This is a genomic window from Pseudomonas sp. NFR02, from assembly GCF_900119375.1.
Taxonomy (GTDB): Bacteria; Pseudomonadota; Gammaproteobacteria; order Pseudomonadales; family Pseudomonadaceae; genus Aquipseudomonas; species Aquipseudomonas paracarnis.
Genome location: NZ_FPJJ01000007.1, coordinates 135,645 through 150,698 on the forward strand (window position 1 = coordinate 135,645; position 15,054 = coordinate 150,698).

18 protein-coding genes are annotated in these 15,054 nt (G+C 60.7%); 9 read left to right on the forward strand and 9 right to left on the reverse strand.

The window, feature by feature from the left end:
* Positions 1-43 precede the first annotated feature (43 nt).
* Genes rsmD through BT199_RS20535 form a run of 3 tightly spaced genes read right to left on the reverse strand, consistent with a single transcriptional unit; the run spans position 44 to position 3,499 of the window.
* Positions 44-661 carry a 16S rRNA (guanine(966)-N(2))-methyltransferase RsmD gene (rsmD, locus tag BT199_RS20525; protein WP_014720342.1) on the reverse strand — a complete coding sequence of 206 codons (618 nt, stop codon included), beginning with the start codon at positions 659-661 and terminating at the stop codon, positions 44-46.
* A complete protein-coding gene (locus BT199_RS20530) occupies positions 661-2,151 on the reverse strand; it encodes a M16 family metallopeptidase (RefSeq protein ID WP_072435371.1) in 1,491 nt (496 codons plus the stop codon). The genes rsmD and BT199_RS20530 overlap by 1 nt, the downstream gene beginning before the upstream one ends.
* Positions 2,144-3,499, reverse strand: a complete 1,356-nt coding sequence (locus BT199_RS20535; protein WP_014720340.1) for a M16 family metallopeptidase — start codon at positions 3,497-3,499, stop codon at positions 2,144-2,146. Before BT199_RS20535 ends, BT199_RS20530 begins: the two co-directional genes overlap by 8 nt.
* A 232-nt stretch (positions 3,500-3,731) precedes the next feature.
* Here BT199_RS20535 and ftsY point away from each other — a divergent pair, with 232 nt between their 5' ends.
* The 4 genes from ftsY to rpoH all read left to right on the forward strand — a co-directional run bounded on the left by ftsY (position 3,732) and on the right by rpoH (position 7,798).
* Positions 3,732-5,126, forward strand: a complete 1,395-nt coding sequence (ftsY, locus tag BT199_RS20540; RefSeq protein WP_020301927.1) for a signal recognition particle-docking protein FtsY — start codon at positions 3,732-3,734, stop codon at positions 5,124-5,126.
* Complete coding sequence (gene ftsE / locus BT199_RS20545; protein WP_003234627.1) at positions 5,123-5,794, forward strand: cell division ATP-binding protein FtsE; 672 nt, start codon at positions 5,123-5,125, stop codon at positions 5,792-5,794. Before ftsY ends, ftsE begins: the two co-directional genes overlap by 4 nt.
* Entirely contained in the window at positions 5,791-6,813 is a 1,023-nt protein-coding gene (ftsX, locus tag BT199_RS20550) for a permease-like cell division protein FtsX (RefSeq protein WP_014720338.1), read from the forward strand. Before ftsE ends, ftsX begins: the two co-directional genes overlap by 4 nt.
* A gap of 130 nt (positions 6,814-6,943) precedes the next feature.
* Entirely contained in the window at positions 6,944-7,798 is an 855-nt protein-coding gene (gene rpoH, locus BT199_RS20555; RefSeq protein ID WP_003176698.1) for an RNA polymerase sigma factor RpoH, read from the forward strand.
* Positions 7,799-7,982: 184 nt separating this feature from the next.
* On the opposite strand, the gene mtgA is transcribed toward rpoH, so the two are convergent.
* The gene (gene mtgA / locus BT199_RS20560; protein WP_014720337.1) at positions 7,983-8,705 is read right to left on the reverse strand and encodes a monofunctional biosynthetic peptidoglycan transglycosylase; all 723 of its coding nucleotides are present in this window, start codon (positions 8,703-8,705) and stop codon (positions 7,983-7,985) included.
* A gap of 74 nt (positions 8,706-8,779) precedes the next feature.
* On the opposite strand from mtgA, the gene BT199_RS20565 reads away from it, so the two are divergent.
* The 5 genes from BT199_RS20565 to BT199_RS20585 all read left to right on the forward strand — a co-directional run bounded on the left by BT199_RS20565 (position 8,780) and on the right by BT199_RS20585 (position 11,910).
* Positions 8,780-9,154 carry a DUF423 domain-containing protein gene (locus BT199_RS20565; protein WP_014720336.1) on the forward strand — a complete coding sequence of 125 codons (375 nt, stop codon included), beginning with the start codon at positions 8,780-8,782 and terminating at the stop codon, positions 9,152-9,154.
* 79 nt (positions 9,155-9,233) lie between these two features.
* Positions 9,234-9,434, forward strand: coding sequence for a sulfur carrier protein ThiS (gene thiS / locus BT199_RS20570; RefSeq protein WP_019817757.1), 201 nt, complete (start codon positions 9,234-9,236; stop codon positions 9,432-9,434).
* 54 nt (positions 9,435-9,488) lie between these two features.
* Positions 9,489-10,283 (forward strand): thiazole synthase, encoded by a 795-nt coding sequence (locus BT199_RS20575; protein ID WP_014720334.1) that lies wholly within the window; start codon positions 9,489-9,491, stop codon positions 10,281-10,283.
* Positions 10,284-10,292: 9 nt separating this feature from the next.
* Positions 10,293-11,018 (forward strand): tRNA (guanosine(46)-N7)-methyltransferase TrmB, encoded by a 726-nt coding sequence (gene trmB, locus BT199_RS20580; RefSeq protein WP_003195101.1) that lies wholly within the window; start codon positions 10,293-10,295, stop codon positions 11,016-11,018.
* A 79-nt stretch (positions 11,019-11,097) separates the two neighbouring features.
* Complete coding sequence (locus tag BT199_RS20585) at positions 11,098-11,910, forward strand: hypothetical protein (RefSeq protein WP_072435372.1); 813 nt, start codon at positions 11,098-11,100, stop codon at positions 11,908-11,910.
* Here the strand turns inward: BT199_RS20585 and BT199_RS20590 are convergent.
* The 5 genes from BT199_RS20590 to BT199_RS20610 are packed head-to-tail and all read right to left on the reverse strand — an operon-like array spanning position 11,903 to position 15,050.
* Positions 11,903-12,451 (reverse strand): RNA 2'-phosphotransferase, encoded by a 549-nt coding sequence (locus tag BT199_RS20590; protein ID WP_072435373.1) that lies wholly within the window; start codon positions 12,449-12,451, stop codon positions 11,903-11,905. The two genes, BT199_RS20585 and BT199_RS20590, sit on opposite strands and share 8 nt — an antisense overlap.
* Positions 12,452-12,480: 29 nt before the next feature.
* Complete coding sequence (locus BT199_RS20595; RefSeq protein WP_003195099.1) at positions 12,481-12,804, reverse strand: DUF3392 domain-containing protein; 324 nt, start codon at positions 12,802-12,804, stop codon at positions 12,481-12,483.
* A 19-nt stretch (positions 12,805-12,823) separates the two neighbouring features.
* A complete protein-coding gene (hemW, locus tag BT199_RS20600; RefSeq protein WP_032902275.1) occupies positions 12,824-14,026 on the reverse strand; it encodes a radical SAM family heme chaperone HemW in 1,203 nt (400 codons plus the stop codon).
* Positions 14,023-14,619, reverse strand: coding sequence for an RdgB/HAM1 family non-canonical purine NTP pyrophosphatase (gene rdgB / locus BT199_RS20605; RefSeq protein WP_072435374.1), 597 nt, complete (start codon positions 14,617-14,619; stop codon positions 14,023-14,025). The genes hemW and rdgB overlap by 4 nt, the downstream gene beginning before the upstream one ends.
* A complete protein-coding gene (locus BT199_RS20610; RefSeq protein WP_014720331.1) occupies positions 14,616-15,050 on the reverse strand; it encodes a DUF4426 domain-containing protein in 435 nt (144 codons plus the stop codon). The genes rdgB and BT199_RS20610 overlap by 4 nt, the downstream gene beginning before the upstream one ends.
* Between the last annotated feature and the right edge of the window lie 4 nt (positions 15,051-15,054).

Below are 15,054 nucleotides of genomic sequence, written 5' to 3' on the forward strand. Positions count from 1 at the left end.
CGGTAGCCAGTGAGCTCGCCGTGGCAAGCTCCCCAGCCACAGGTTAAGCGGCGTTTTCGACCAAACGATGCCACAACGCGTAATACACCCGCCCGGACTTCTGCTCCCGGTGCAGGCGCCAGCCACTTGGCAGGCCGAGCGTGGAGGGCGCGGTCTCGCTCTCAGTGTAGATCCAGGCATCCGGTGCCAGCCACTGGCGTTCTTCCAGCAGAGTGCAGACGGCCGGTAGCAGGTTCTGGTTGAACGGTGGGTCGAGGAACACTACATCGTACTCAGTCGCCGCCTGGGTTTCCAGGTAGCGCAGCGCGTCGGCCGTCTGCACCTGGCCGGTGGTGCAACGCAGCGTGCCCAGGTGCTCCTTGAGGCTGGACACCGCCACATTGCTGGCGTCCAGCGCCTGGCCCTGGGCCGCGCCACGGGACAGCGCCTCCAGGAACAGCGCGCCGCTGCCGGCGAACGGGTCCAGCACTTTGGCCCCGCCTATGTACGGCGCGAGCCAGTTGAACAGGGTTTCACGCACGCGATCAGGCGTCGGGCGCAGGCCCACAACGTCGGGGAAGCTCAGCTTGCGGCTGCCCCATTCACCGCCAATGATGCGCAGTTGGCCCACACCGTTATGCACGTTGTGGACAGGTTTTTTCGGGCGAGATGAACTGGCCATTAATGCTCCGGAACCCCGAGCGGCTGCTCGGCAGGTTTATCAGTGGGGGGCGGTAGTGGCTTTTGCGCAATCGTCGGGCCGGCGGTCACGATGACCATCTTGTCGGCGCTCAAGTGTTTGTTCATTGCAGCCTTGACCTGATCGACGGTCAGGGCCTGGGATTGTTTCATGAAATCTTCCAGATAGCTCAGCGGCAGGTTGTAGAAACCCATGGCGCCCAACTGCCCGACGATATCGGCGTTGCTTGCGGTGGACAGCGGGAAGCTGCCGGCCAGCTCGCGCTTGGCGTCATCCAGTTCCTTTTGCGTCGGGCCGGTCTTGAGGTAGTCAGCCAATACGTCCTCCACCAGGCGCAAGGTGCCACCGCTCATTTCGGCGCGGGTCTGCAGGTTGATCATGAACGGGCCGCGCACCTGCATCGGTGAGAAACCGGAATACACGCCGTAGGTCAGGCCGCGCTTTTCACGCACTTCGCTCATCAAGCGGGTGCCGAAGCCACCGCCGCCGAGGATCTGGTTACCCAGGGACAAGGCTGCGTAATCCGGGTCGGCACGGTCGATGCCCAACTGCGCAAACAGCAGGTGGGTTTGCTTGGACGGGAACTCGATACGGCTCAGGCCGGCTTTTGGCTCGGTCGGCTGGGCGATCTTGGCCATCGCCGGGCCCTTGGGCAGCGAGGCGGACACCTTGGCCGTCATGGCTTCGGCTTCGGCGCGGGTCAGGTCGCCCACTACTGCAATTACCGCGTTACCCGCCGCATAGGCCTTGGCGTGGAACGCCTGCAACTGCGCCAGGGTAATCTTCGGCACGCTCTCGGGGGTGCCTTCGCTCGGGTGCGCGTAAGGGTGGTCGCCGTACAGGCGCTTGAACAGCTCGATGCTCGCCAGTTTGCCGGGGTTCTGCTTCTGGTAATCGAAACCGGCCAGGATCTGGTTCTTGATGCGTGCCAGCGAGTCTGCCGGGAATGTCGGCTGGCCGATCACCTGGTTGAACAGTGACAGGGCGGCGTCGCGCTTGGCGCTGTCGCTCAGGCTGCGCAGGGTCACCAGCGCCATGTCGCGGTAGGCGCCGTTGCCAAAGTCGGCCCCCAGGCCTTCGAACCCGCTGGCGATCTGGCTGACATCCTTGCCCGGCACGCCTTCGTTGAGCATGGCGTTGGTCATCAGTGCCAGGCCTGGCACGTCGCCATCCTGGCTGCTGCCGGCGGCGAACAGCAGGCGCAAGTCGAACATCGGCAGTTCATGGGCTTCGACGAACAGCACCTTGGCGCCTTCGGTGGTGGTCCAGGTTTGTACGTCGAGCTTGCGGTTGGTCGGTGCCTTGCCATCCAGTTCCGCCAGGGATTGCAGGGTGCTGGCCGTTTGAGCCTTGTCCAGGGCCTGGCTGGCGACCGACTCGCTGGGGCGCAAGAAGTAAACGGCGCTGGCCGCCATCAGGGTGACGGCGATCAGGCCGGGCAGGATCAGGCGGCTGTTTTTGCGATCACTCATGAGCGGTCTCCTCAGGCAAAACATGGGCGACGCTCAGACGTTCGCGGGTGAAATAAGTGCGTGCGGCCTTCTGGATGTCTTCCGGGGTCACGCTTTGCAGGTCGGCAAGCTCGGTGTCCATGAGTTTCCAGGACAGGCCGACCGTTTCCAGGGAGCCGATGGCCGTGGCCTGGCTGGTGATGGAATCACGCTGGTACACCAGGCCAGCAATCACCTGGGCACGGATGCGCTCCAGTTCTTCGGCGGTCGGCGGCTTGGCCTTCAACTCATCGAGCAGGCGCCACAGGCCGGCTTCGGCCTGGGCCACGGTTTTCTTCTTCTGCTGGTTCGGCGTGGCCGAGAGGGTAAACAGGCTGTCGCCACGGGTGTAGGCGTCGTAGTTGGTGGAAGCCGCGGACACCAGTTCCTCACCGCGTTCCAGTTGCTCGGAGATCCGTGCACTGTAGCCGCCGTCCAGCAGGGCCGAGATCAGGCGCAGGGCCTGCACCGAACGTTTGTCTTCAGCGGTGGCCAGGCCGGGCACGTTGAAGCCCAGGATCACACTCGGAAGTTGGGTCTGCACGTGCAGGGTCAGCAGGCGCTCGCCGGGCTCGGCCAGTTCCATCGGGATTTTTGCCGGCGGCACGTCACGCTTGGGGATCGGGCCGAAGTAACGTTGGGCGAGGTTTTTCACCTCGTCCGGGGTCACGTCGCCGACCACCACCAGGGTGGCGTTGTTCGGCACGTACCAGGATTGGTACCAGTGGCGCAGTTCCTCGACCTTCATGCGGTCCAGGTCGGCCATCCAGCCAATGGTCGGCGTGTGGTAGCCACTGGCCGGGAACGCCATGGCCTTGAAGCGCTCGAACGCCTTGGACATGGGGTTATCGTCGGTGCGCAGGCGGCGTTCTTCTTTGATTACCTCGATTTCACGGCTGAACTCGTCGGCCGGCAGGCGCAGGCTGGCCATGCGGTCGGCTTCCAGCTCAAAGGCCACGCCCAGGCGGTCACGGGCCAATACCTGGTAATACGCGGTGTAGTCGTCGCTGGTGAACGCATTTTCTTCGGCGCCCAGGTCGCGCAGGATCAGCGAGGCTTCGCCGGGGCCGACCTTGGCGCTGCCCTTGAACATCATGTGTTCCAGGGCGTGGGACAAACCGGTCTGGCCCGGGGTTTCGTAGCTTGAGCCAACCTTGTACCAGACCTGGGAAACCACCACCGGCGCGCGATGATCTTCGCGCACGACCACTTTAAGGCCGTTATCGAGGGTGAATTCATGGGTGGGTTGTGGATCGGCAGCCAAAGCTGAGAGAGGCAGACAAACTGTGCTGAACAGCAGGCCTGCGGCGCGGCGGGCTAGAGCATTCATTCGTTTTTAAACCTGTTGGGCTGCCCGCTTGGTCTTAGCGTCGGCGGGCGAGGAGGTGCTAGGATACTGGTCCGACTTAAGGACGGCCACTGCGGCTGTCTTGTGAAGGCCCTATTTAGGCCTTACAAAATGTTGCGCATGAACGAGCTGGCTAAAAAACAGTCTGTTACGCATCGAATTTTATTTACCGGCGCGCCCTGTGGCGCGTCGCTACCTTGAGATAGCCGTCTCCATGTTTGGTTCCAACGACGACAAGAAGACCCCAGCTGCGGCTGGCGAGAAGAAAGGCCTGTTCGGATGGCTGCGCAAAAAGCCGCAGGAAACCGTCGTCGAACAGCCACAGGTTCACGCTGAACCGACCCCTGAACCCGTAATAGAAGCCGAACCGGTTGCCGAGACGCCAGTTCCGGTGGTGTTACCGATGGCTGAGCCGGTGTTGCAGCCGGTCGTTGAGGCCGAGCCGGAACCTGAGCCTGAGCACAAGCCCTGGTTAGAGCTGCCGGTGGCCGAAGAACCCGTGGCATTGGTTGAGGATGTTCAGGCCGAGCACGTCGTGCCGCCGATTCCTGCAGTGGTTGAGCCGGCGCCGGTAGAGGCTGTGGCTGAAATACCGCCCGTCGTTGAAGTGCCTGCACCGGTTGTCGCTGCACCTGCCGTTATCGAGCCAGAGCCTGTCGTCGCCACCACCGAAACCAGCAAAACCGGATTCTTTGCACGCCTCAAGCAGGGCCTGAGCAAGACCAGCGCCAGTATTGGCGAAGGCATGGCCAGCCTGTTCCTGGGCAAGAAAGTCATTGATGACGAGCTGCTCGAAGACATCGAGACCCGCCTGCTCACCGCCGACGTGGGCGTCGAAGCCACCGCCGTGATCATCCAGAGCCTGACGCAGAAGGTCGCGCGCAAGCAGTTGACCGACGCCGATGCGCTGTACAAATCCCTGCAGGCTGAGCTGGCCGCCATGCTCAAACCGGTTGAAGCGCCGCTGGTGATCACGCCGAAAAAGCCGTTCGTCATCCTCGTTGTAGGGGTTAATGGCGCTGGCAAGACCACTACCATCGGCAAGCTGGCCAAGAAGCTGCAAGGTGAAGGCAAGAAAGTCATGCTCGCCGCCGGTGACACCTTCCGTGCCGCCGCCGTCGAGCAGTTGCAGGTGTGGGGCGAGCGCAACAAGATCCCGGTGATCGCCCAGCACACCGGCGCCGACTCGGCTTCGGTGATCTTCGATGCCGTGCAGGCCGCCAAGGCCCGTAACATTGACGTGCTGATCGCCGACACCGCCGGTCGCCTGCACACCAAAGACAACTTGATGGAAGAACTGAAGAAAGTGCGCCGCGTGATCGGCAAGCTCGACGCCGATGCACCCCATGAAGTCCTGCTGGTGCTCGACGCCGGTACTGGCCAGAACGCCATCAGCCAGGCCAAGCAATTCAACCAGACGGTGCAGCTGACCGGCTTGGCATTGACTAAGCTCGACGGCACGGCCAAGGGCGGTGTGATTTTCGCCCTGGCCAAACAGTTCGGGTTGCCGATTCGCTATATCGGCGTCGGTGAAGGCATCGACGACCTGCGCACCTTTGAAGCCGAACCCTTTGTACAGGCACTGTTTGCCGAGCGGGAGCGTTCATGATTCGATTCGAACAGGTCGGTAAACGCTATGCCAACGGGCATGTGGGCTTGCATGAGCTGAGCTTTCGAGTGCGTCGCGGCGAATTCTTGTTTGTCACCGGCCATTCGGGCGCGGGCAAAAGTACGCTGTTGCGCCTGCTGCTGGCCATGGAACGCCCGACGACCGGCAAGTTGCTGCTGGCGGGCCAGGACCTGGCCACTATCAGCAATGCGCAAATTCCATTCCTGCGCCGTCAGATCGGCGTGGTGTTCCAGAACCACCAGTTGCTGTTCGACCGTACGGTGTTCAACAACGTGGCCCTGCCGTTGCAGATCCTCGGGTTGTCCAAGGCCGAGATCGTCAAGCGCGTGGACTCGGCCCTGGAGCGCGTGGCGTTGTCGGACAAGACCGACCTCTACCCGGGGGATCTGTCCACCGGTCAGCAACAGCGCGTCGGTATTGCCCGCGCCATCGTGCACCGCCCGGCCTTGCTGCTGGCGGACGAACCCACCGGTAACCTCGACCCGCGCCTGGCGGCCGAGATCATGGGGGTGTTCGAAGACATCAACCGCCTGGGCACCAGCGTCTTGATCGCCAGCCACGACCTGGCCCTGATTGCCCGTATGCGCCATCGCATGCTGACCCTGCAACGCGGCCGCCTGATCGGCGACGGGGAGGCTGGCGTATGAGTGCTACACGCAGCCCTAAAGTATCCGAACGGGTGGCTCCGAAGCCGGCCGACCCGCAACCGAAAAAGAAAAAACACGACGAAGACGACGGCCCGGACTTCGGCACCCTGGTGCACGCCTGGATCGAAAGCCACCGCGCCAGCCTGCTGGACAGCCTGCGGCGCCTGGGCAAGCAGCCGATCGGCAGCTTTTTCACCTGCCTGGTCATGGCCGTGGCCTTGAGCCTGCCGATGGGCTTGTCGCTGTTGCTTAATAACGTGGAGCGCCTGGGCGGTTCCTGGCAGCGGGCGGCGCAGATTTCGCTGTACCTGAACCTGGACACCAGCAGCAAGGAAGGCGAAGCGCTGCGTGACGATATCAAGAACATCCCGGGGGTAGCCGAGGCCGAGTACATCAGCCGCGACCAGGCTCTCGAAGAGTTCCAGCAGCAATCGGGCCTGGGCGAGGCGCTCAAGGAGCTGCCGCAGAACCCGCTGCCGGGCGTGGTGCTGGTAACGCCGAACGAGGTCGACAAGCCGGCGCTGGAAGCCCTGCGACAAAAACTCGCAGGGATGCCGAAGGTGCAACAGGCCCAACTTGATCTAGTCTGGGTAGAGCGCCTGGCCGCGATCCTCAAGCTGGGCGACCGCTTTGTGTTCGGCCTGACGGTGTTATTAGTGTCTGCATTACTTTTGGTGATAGGTAATACCATTCGTCTTCATATTGAAAACCGTCGCACCGAGATAGAAGTGATTAAACTGGTGGGCGGCACAGACAGCTATGTGCGTCGGCCTTTCCTGTACATGGGCGCGCTGTATGGCCTGGGTGCGGGGGTCTTGTCCTGGGGCGTACTGGCGTTTGGCCTGGATTGGTTGAACGACGCGGTTGTCGGCCTGGCGGGGCTCTACGGCAGTGATTTCGCGTTGGCCGGTGTGCCGGTAGCCGATGGTCTGAGTCTCTTGCTTGGCGCGGTGTTGTTGGGGTATATCGGTGCGTGGATTGCGGTGGCACGGCATTTACGTGAGCTGGCGCCGAAGTAGTTAATGCCAGATTAATGTGGTTTCGTTTGTATTGACCGTATCAGCTGTTTAGGGAACTTGTCCTACGGTTCCCAGGTCAATTTTCGCAGTGCTGAACTGCACGAGTTATGTGAGTCGGAGGTTTTTTCGTATGACCACTTCTTTGCAACCTGCTTATGCCTTGGTCCCGGGTGCGAACCTGGAAGCCTATGTGCACACGGTCAACAGCATTCCATTGCTGACGCCCGAGCAGGAGCGTGAACTGGCCGAGAGTCTCTACTATGAGCAGGATTTGGGGGCGGCTCGGCAGATGGTGCTCGCCCACCTGCGTTTTGTCGTACATATCGCCCGTAGCTATAGCGGTTACGGTCTGGCCCAGGCCGACCTGATTCAGGAAGGCAACGTAGGCCTGATGAAGGCTGTGAAGCGCTTCAACCCTGAAATGGGCGTGCGCCTGGTGTCGTTTGCCGTGCACTGGATCAAGGCGGAAATCCACGAGTTCATCCTGCGCAACTGGCGCATCGTGAAAGTGGCCACCACCAAGGCCCAGCGCAAGCTGTTCTTCAACCTGCGCAGCCAGAAAAAACGCCTGGCGTGGCTGAACAACGAAGAAGTCCACCGCGTGGCCGAAAGCCTCGGTGTGGAGCCCCGTGAAGTGCGCGAGATGGAAAGCCGCCTGACCGGCCATGACATGGCCTTCGACCCAGCCGCCGAAGCGGATGACGACAGCGCCTTCCAATCGCCGGCCAACTATCTGGAAGACCACCGGTACGATCCGGCGCGTCAACTGGAGGACGCCGACTGGAGCGACAACTCCAACCACAACCTGCACGAAGCGCTGGAAGTGCTGGACGACCGCAGCCGTGACATTCTCTACCAGCGTTGGCTGGCAGAAGAAAAAGCCACGCTGCACGACCTGGCGCAAAAGTACAACGTGTCGGCAGAGCGGATTCGTCAGCTTGAGAAAAGCGCGATGAACAAGCTGAAGTTGTCGATCGCCGCTTAAAACGCAGCGAACAAAAAATGCCCCGGTCGAAAGATCGGGGCATTTTTGTATGTGTTCGAAAAGTCTCAAGTACAACTCGGTTTAATATGGGAGCTGGCTTGCGATGAGGCCGTGTCAGATGAAGCATGGGTTACTGACCCACCGCTATCGCAGGCAAGCCAGCTCCCACAGGTCTCGTATTGTGTCAGTCGGACCAGGGTGCCTTTCGAGAGTTGTTCAGCTCCACCAGGTAACCCTCCCCACCCAACTGGCTCATCTGCTGGCGAATCCACGCCGCTCGCCGTGCCACATAGGCGGTCGGATGACTGGCACTCCACACCCGTGGATTGGGCAACACCGCCGCCAGGTAACTGGCCTGCTGCCGCGAAAGCCCCTTGGCACTCACGCCAAAATGGTGCCGCGCCGCCGCTTCTGCGCCAAACACACCTTCATCCCATTCCACACTGTTGAGGTACACCTCAAGAATCCGCTGCTTGGGCCATAACACTTCGATCAAACCGGTAAACCACGCCTCCAGGCCTTTGCGCAAATAGCTGCGCCCGGCCCACAGGAACAGGTTTTTCGACACCTGTTGGCTCAAGGTGCTGGCACCGCGAATCGAGCCGCCGCGTTCGTTGTGCAGAATCGCCGCCTGGATCGCGCCGAAATCAAAACCCCAATGTTGCGGGAAGCGCTGGTCTTCACCGGCCATCACCGCCACTTTAAGGTCGTCGGAGATTTCATCCCACGGCACCCAGCTGCGTTGCAGGTCGATAGGCTCACCGTCAACCCAGGACTCGACCTTGCGCTCCACCATCAGCGCAGTGAACGGTGGCGGCACCACACGAAACAGCAGCACCAGCAACACACTGCCGATGGCAAACCATTTCACGACGTTGAGAAAGCGTTTGAAGAGGACACGCAGCATAGAGATGGCTTGGCCGAACCCGTTGAGCGGGCCATTATACAGACCCTGCCCGATGAGTCTGACTGGAGTTCCCCATGCTGCGTAGCTTTCTGATGCTGGCTGCCTTTTTCGGCTTTACCGGCGTTGCGCTGGGCGCTTTCGCCGCCCACGGCCTGAAAAACCGCCTGAGCGCCGACTACCTGGCGATCTTCCATACCGGCGTGACCTACCAGTTGGTGCATGCCCTGGCACTGTTCGGCGTGGCCTTGCTGGCGGCGCATATTCCGGGCCGGTTGGTCACCTGGGCGGGTATTTCGTTTACCGTCGGTATCCTGCTGTTCTCGGGCAGCCTGTATGTGCTGACGATGACCGGCATCAGTAAACTGGGGATCATCACGCCGTTTGGCGGGCTGGCGTTCCTGCTTGGCTGGTTCTTCCTGGGCCTGGCGGCGTGGCGTTTGCAGCTTTGACCGCTTGACGCTTGGAGCTGACCTTCAGGTTCCAATCGCGCTAGAATGCGGGCCCCTAAAAACGATGGCGGCCCGTGGCATGCGCATTCAGTTGAACGGCGAACCCTTTGAACTGCCCGACGGCGAAACCGTTGCGGCCCTGCTGACCCGTCTGGACCTGACCGGGCGTCGCGTCGCAGTGGAGCTCAACCTGGATATCGTCCCGCGTAGCCAGCACGCCGAGACTGTGCTCACCGAAGGTGACCAGATCGAAGTGGTCCACGCCATCGGCGGCGGCTAGCCCGCCACGGCCGCAACGCATTCTGCAGAACCTCATCCAACCAGAGGATTTCCCATGAGCATCGTTCGTAGCGACAAGCCTTTCGTCCTGGCCGGTCGTACCTACCAGTCCCGTCTGCTGGTCGGCACCGGCAAGTACCGCGACATGGAAGAAACCCGCCTGGCCATCGAAGCCTCGGGTGCCGAGATCGTCACCTTCGCCGTACGCCGCACCAACCTCGGCCAGATCGAGGGCGAGCCGAACTTGCTCGAAGTGCTGTCGCCGGAGCGCTACACCTTTTTGCCAAACACTGCTGGCTGCTACGACGCCATCGAAGCCGTGCGCACCTGCCGCCTGGCCCGTGAGCTGCTCGACGGCCACAACCTGGTGAAGCTGGAAGTGCTGGCCGACCAGAAAACCCTGTTCCCCAATGTGATCGAAACCCTCAAGGCCGCCGAGACCTTGGTCAAGGAAGGCTTCGACGTGATGGTCTACACCAGCGATGACCCGATCATCGCCCGTCAGTTGGCAGAAATCGGCTGCATCGCGGTGATGCCGCTGGCTGGTCTGATCGGTTCCGGCCTGGGCATCTGCAATCCGTATAACCTGCAGATCATCCTCGAAGAAGCCAAGATCCCGGTATTGGTGGATGCGGGTGTGGGCACTGCCTCCGACGCGACCATCGCCATGGAACTGGGCTGCGACGCGGTGCTGATGAACTCGGCCATTGCCCATGCCCAGCAACCAATCATGATGGCCCAAGCCATGAACCACGCCATCGTCGCGGGCCGCCTGGCCTACCTCGCCGGGCGCATGCCGAAAAAACTCTATGCCAGCGCCTCTTCGCCGCTGGATGGTCTGATCAAGTAAGAGCTATTGATGACTGAATCAAACGAAACGCCGAACACCGTGGAAGAGGGCGACGAGTCCAAGCACCGCCGCATCAAGAGTTTTGTGATGCGCGCCGGCCGCATGACCGAAGGCCAGCAAAAGGGCCTGGAACAGGGCACGCCGCTGTTCGTACTGCCCCTGGCCGATGCGCCGGTGGACTATGACCAAGTGTTCGGCCGTTCGGCCCCGCGCTCCCTGGAAATCGGTTTCGGCATGGGCCATTCCCTGCTGGAAATGGCCGCAGCCGCGCCGGAGCAGGATTTCATCGGTGTGGAAGTGCACCGCCCAGGCGTCGGCGCACTGCTCAACGGTGTGCTGACCCAAGGCCTGAAAAACCTGCGGGTCTACGACTGCGACGCGATTGAAGTGCTCAACCGCTGCATCGCCGACAACAGCCTCGACCGCCTGATGCTGTTCTTCCCCGACCCATGGCACAAGGCCCGTCACCACAAGCGCCGCATCGTCCAGGCGTCCTTCGCGGAACTGGTGCGCAGCAAGCTGAAAGTGGGCGGCATCCTGCACATGGCCACCGACTGGGAACCGTACGCGGAATACATGCTGGAAGTGATGAACGTCGCCCCCGGCTACCGCAACCTGGCCGAAGACGGCAAATGCGTGCCACGCCCGGCCGAGCGGCCGATCACCAAGTTCGAACGCCGTGGCGAGCGGTTGGGGCATGGGGTGTGGGATTTGAAGTTCGAGAAGCTGGCTTAACTCGCGTTGCTAATCACGGCGGTGGAATCGCTGCGTTCCACTGCTGCTTCGCTTTTTACTTGTAAAGGAATACAAGCGCTTGAAAACCCTCCTTTCCAGTCTACTGTTGCTCAGTCTGTTGTCTGCGACAGCCTTCGCGGCCAGCACATCCTCTTTGCCAGTGACTTCCAGTGACGACTACTTTGAGCGTGCTCAGAAGAAGGCGGAGCAACTCAAGCTGATGTTCGATGAGAGCGTCAAGCTGGAGACCAGTGGCAAGCTGGATAAAGCCACGTTGCCCGAAGAACTCAAAGAGGTTCAGGGTGTCATGACTGCGTTCCAAGATGATCTGAAAATGGCCTCGGAGGGCGGGCATGTTGTTGCGACCTATATGCTGGCCAATATCCAAAGCCGGTTCGGCATGTCCAAGGAAGAACGCAAACAGGTGTGTGAACCGATGCACAAGGCAATGGATCAAGGTTTATTAGCCGCCGGCGTGGGGTATTACTATCAATGTGATATGGCGTACATGCGTCTAAATCTGCTTGATCCTGGGCACGTAAAGTACCTGGAAGCGCTCAAGCAGATGCTTCTGAACGTTGATCCCAACCATGACTATTATCCGCTGTACACCAATCGTTCGCTTTGTTTCGAAGGTGATCGGCTAGCTGAGATCAAGGAAGAAAGAACCTTGGGCAACATGCAAGCACGCGCCAGCGCGCGGATGCTGACCTATGATCAGTACCGGGCGGATGCCTACTACATCTTGGCGGCGACTCGTATGAACGACAAAGGTGAGCCCGACAGCGTGAATTTGACCTACCTGGATCAGGCGCTCGCGCTGGGTTGCAAAGACCCGATGACACTTAAAGAGTATTACGAAAAAGCATTTGGCAGTCAGGCCTCTAAATAGCTTCGAGGAACTGGGCAGGAACCTGCTCCGTCAGCCAAACCCCATTCTGCGCCTGATAAAATTTGAAACCCTGGGCCAGCATCTTCGAAGTGTTGATCTTCAGAATAACCACTTTCCCATAGCGCTGCCCAACTTCCCTGGCCGTCTCAAGCTGTTCACTGAGATGCACATGATGTCGTGACCCGGGAATCAGACCCTTTTGGTTGATTGACTCGATGAAGCGCGTTGCGGTGCCGTGGTACAGGACGGCTGGTGGTTGTCTTTCATCGAGTTGCAGCTGGACGCCTTGGTTGGAGTGACCCTGCACGGCGCGGATGTGTTGACCGTCCTCGGAGAACGAAAAGCGCTTCTTCTCGTTTGTGCGCACCACCTGCTCCAGCAGTTTTCGGCTAAGGCTGCGCCCGTCGCGGCTGGCCGCCTCAATCAGCTCTGCAATGCCTGCCCAGCCTTCTGAATCCAATGAAAGGCCAATTGCCTGAGGCTCATGGCGCAGTACATAGCTGAGAAATTTGCTAGTGTCGTCCAGAAGCTTTTTGCTCATGAGATGTCCTTGCCTTCATCTGGATGAAATCAGCGGCGGTCTGCTACCACGCCAATCAACACCAGCACCACGATCAACACCGGCGCCAGGCTGTAGTTATTGAACTGGCTCAATCCCCGCACAATCCACGGCGTAGCGTAGATCAACGCCGCACCACTGCCGATCAGGCACAGCAGGGCCATCAAGGGTACGCGCAAGGCGCCGGCGATGCTGCCCAGGCGTGCTTCGACCCAGCCCTTGATGTCGGCGCCGAACAGCACCAGCAAACAGCCCACAAGGGCCAACGAGATTTCCGACAGGTTGCTACGGCTCCAGCGGGATACGGTGGCGAGCAGGTCGAGTACCAGATCCATTCGATTTCCTTAAGAGCTATCAGCTCAAAAACTTCTGCAACAGGTCATTGAGAAAGAGTTGCCCGCGGTCGGTGGCCGCCAGGCGTGACGGTTCGACCTGCATTAATCCACTTTGTTCTGCGTCGCGGCGGCCTTCATCGAGGCTCGCCAGGTCAAGGCCGGTGCGCTCGGCGTAGAGCTTGGCATCAACCCCTTCGGTGAGGCGCAGCGCGTTCATCAGGAACTCGAACGGCAGTTCATCGTTGGTCAGTTCTTTCGCGCCGGCCTGGAAGCTTTTGGCCGGGTTGAGGTAGTCCTTCGGTGCACGGGTTTTCCAGGTGCGGATGATGCGCCCGTCCGGGTGGCTGAGCTTGCCGTGGGCGCCGGCGCCGATGCCGATAAAGTCGCCAAAGCTCCAGTAATTGAGGTTATGCCGCGCCGGCCGCCCCGGTTGGGCGTAGGCCGAGACTTCATATTGTGCGTAACCGTGTTCGGCGAGCAGTGCCTGGCCGGCTTCCTGGATATCCCACAGCGTGTCGTCTTCCGGCAGCGCGGGTGGCTGGTTCCAGAACACGGTATTGGGTTCCAGGGTCAGTTGGTACCAGGACAGGTGCGTGGGCTTGAGTGCAATGGCCTGGCGCAGGTCGCCCAAGGCGTCCTCCAGGGACTGGTTGGGCAAGCCGTGCATCAAGTCCAGGTTGAAGTTATCGAACCCGGCCTGGCGCGCCATGCCGGCTGCGCGCACGGCTTCATCGCCATTGTGGATGCGGCCCAGGGCTTCGAGCTTCTCTTGCTGGAAGCTCTGGATGCCGATGGACAGGCGATTGATCCCCAGTTTGCGGTACGCCACGAACTTCTCTTGTTCGAACGTCCCGGGGTTGGCTTCCAGGGTGATCTCGATATCGTCGGTAAACGGGATACGCGTTTGAACGCCCTTGAGCAGGCGGCCCAGTGCAGCAGCGCTGAACAGGCTGGGCGTGCCGCCGCCAAAGAAGATCGAACTCAGTTTACGGCCATACACGGCGTGCAGGTCTTGGTCCAGGTCCGCCAGCAGGGCGTCCACATACTCTTCTTCCGGCAGCACTTTGCTGGCGGTGTGGGAGTTGAAGTCGCAATACGGGCATTTGCGCACGCACCACGGGATATGGATGTACAGCGCCAGGGGTGGCAGATGGGGCAGGGCCGCCCGTGGTGTTTGCGCGCCACCGTGGATCAGCGGCTGCGCAGAGGTGTTCTGGGTCATTTCAAGCCCAGGCGCTGGCGCAGCAACGCCATGGCGCGGGCGCGGTGGCTGATCTGGTTCTTGTCGGCCGGGCTCAGTTCGGCGCTGGAGACATTGCGCTCCGGCACCCAGAACAGCGGGTCATAGCCAAACCCATGCTCACCGCTGGCGGCTTGCAGGATGCGCCCGTGCCACAGGCCTTCGCACAGAATCGGCAACGGGTCATCGGCATGCCGCACCAGGGCCAGCACGCAGACGAACTGCGCACCACGCTCGGACTCCGGCACGTCCTTGAGGGCGTCGAGCAGCTTGGCGTTGTTGGCTGCGTCGCCCTTGCCGTCGGCGTAACGGGCGGAGTAGATGCCAGGGGCGCCGCCGAGGAAGTCCACGGCCAGGCCCGAATCATCCGCCAGGGCTGGCAGGCCAGAGATACGTGCGGCATTGCGGGCCTTGAGGATGGCATTCTCGACGAACGACAGGCCGGTCTCTTCCGGTTCGACCTGGCTGAACTCGCCAATCGAACGCAGGTGCACAGACTCACCGAGCATGGCTTGCAGTTCTTTGAGTTTGCCGGCGTTGTGGCTGGCGAGTACGAGTTGGGTAAGGTTCATCATTCGGCCGGGAACAGTTCTTGGTTGAATTGGAAACCGTGGGCCTTACCGCCGGTTTCAACGTTGATGGTAAACGTCTTGTATTCCCGCTGGGTCACCGAGTAGGGCGCGAGGTAGCTGATGCCGCTTTTCTCTTCGATCTGCTTGAACGTCAGGATCTCGCTCTTGCCGCCCAAATCCTTGACCGTGCCAGTGACTTGCGCGGCCACCGGGCTTACGCCCTTGATCACGGTCACGTTGATCAACCCCTTCTCCTTGCTGCGCACCACACCGACTTTTTGGGCGGTCTCAGCGGGCAGGAAGCTTGAAGTGAAGGTGTTGTAATGAACGGTGATATCGCCGAAGTCTTTTTTGCGATTAGCGTCGATAGCGTCGGCGGCCATGGCGCTGGCGCCCAGGCATGCGGTCAATAGAAAAATAGCCAAACGACTCATGAAC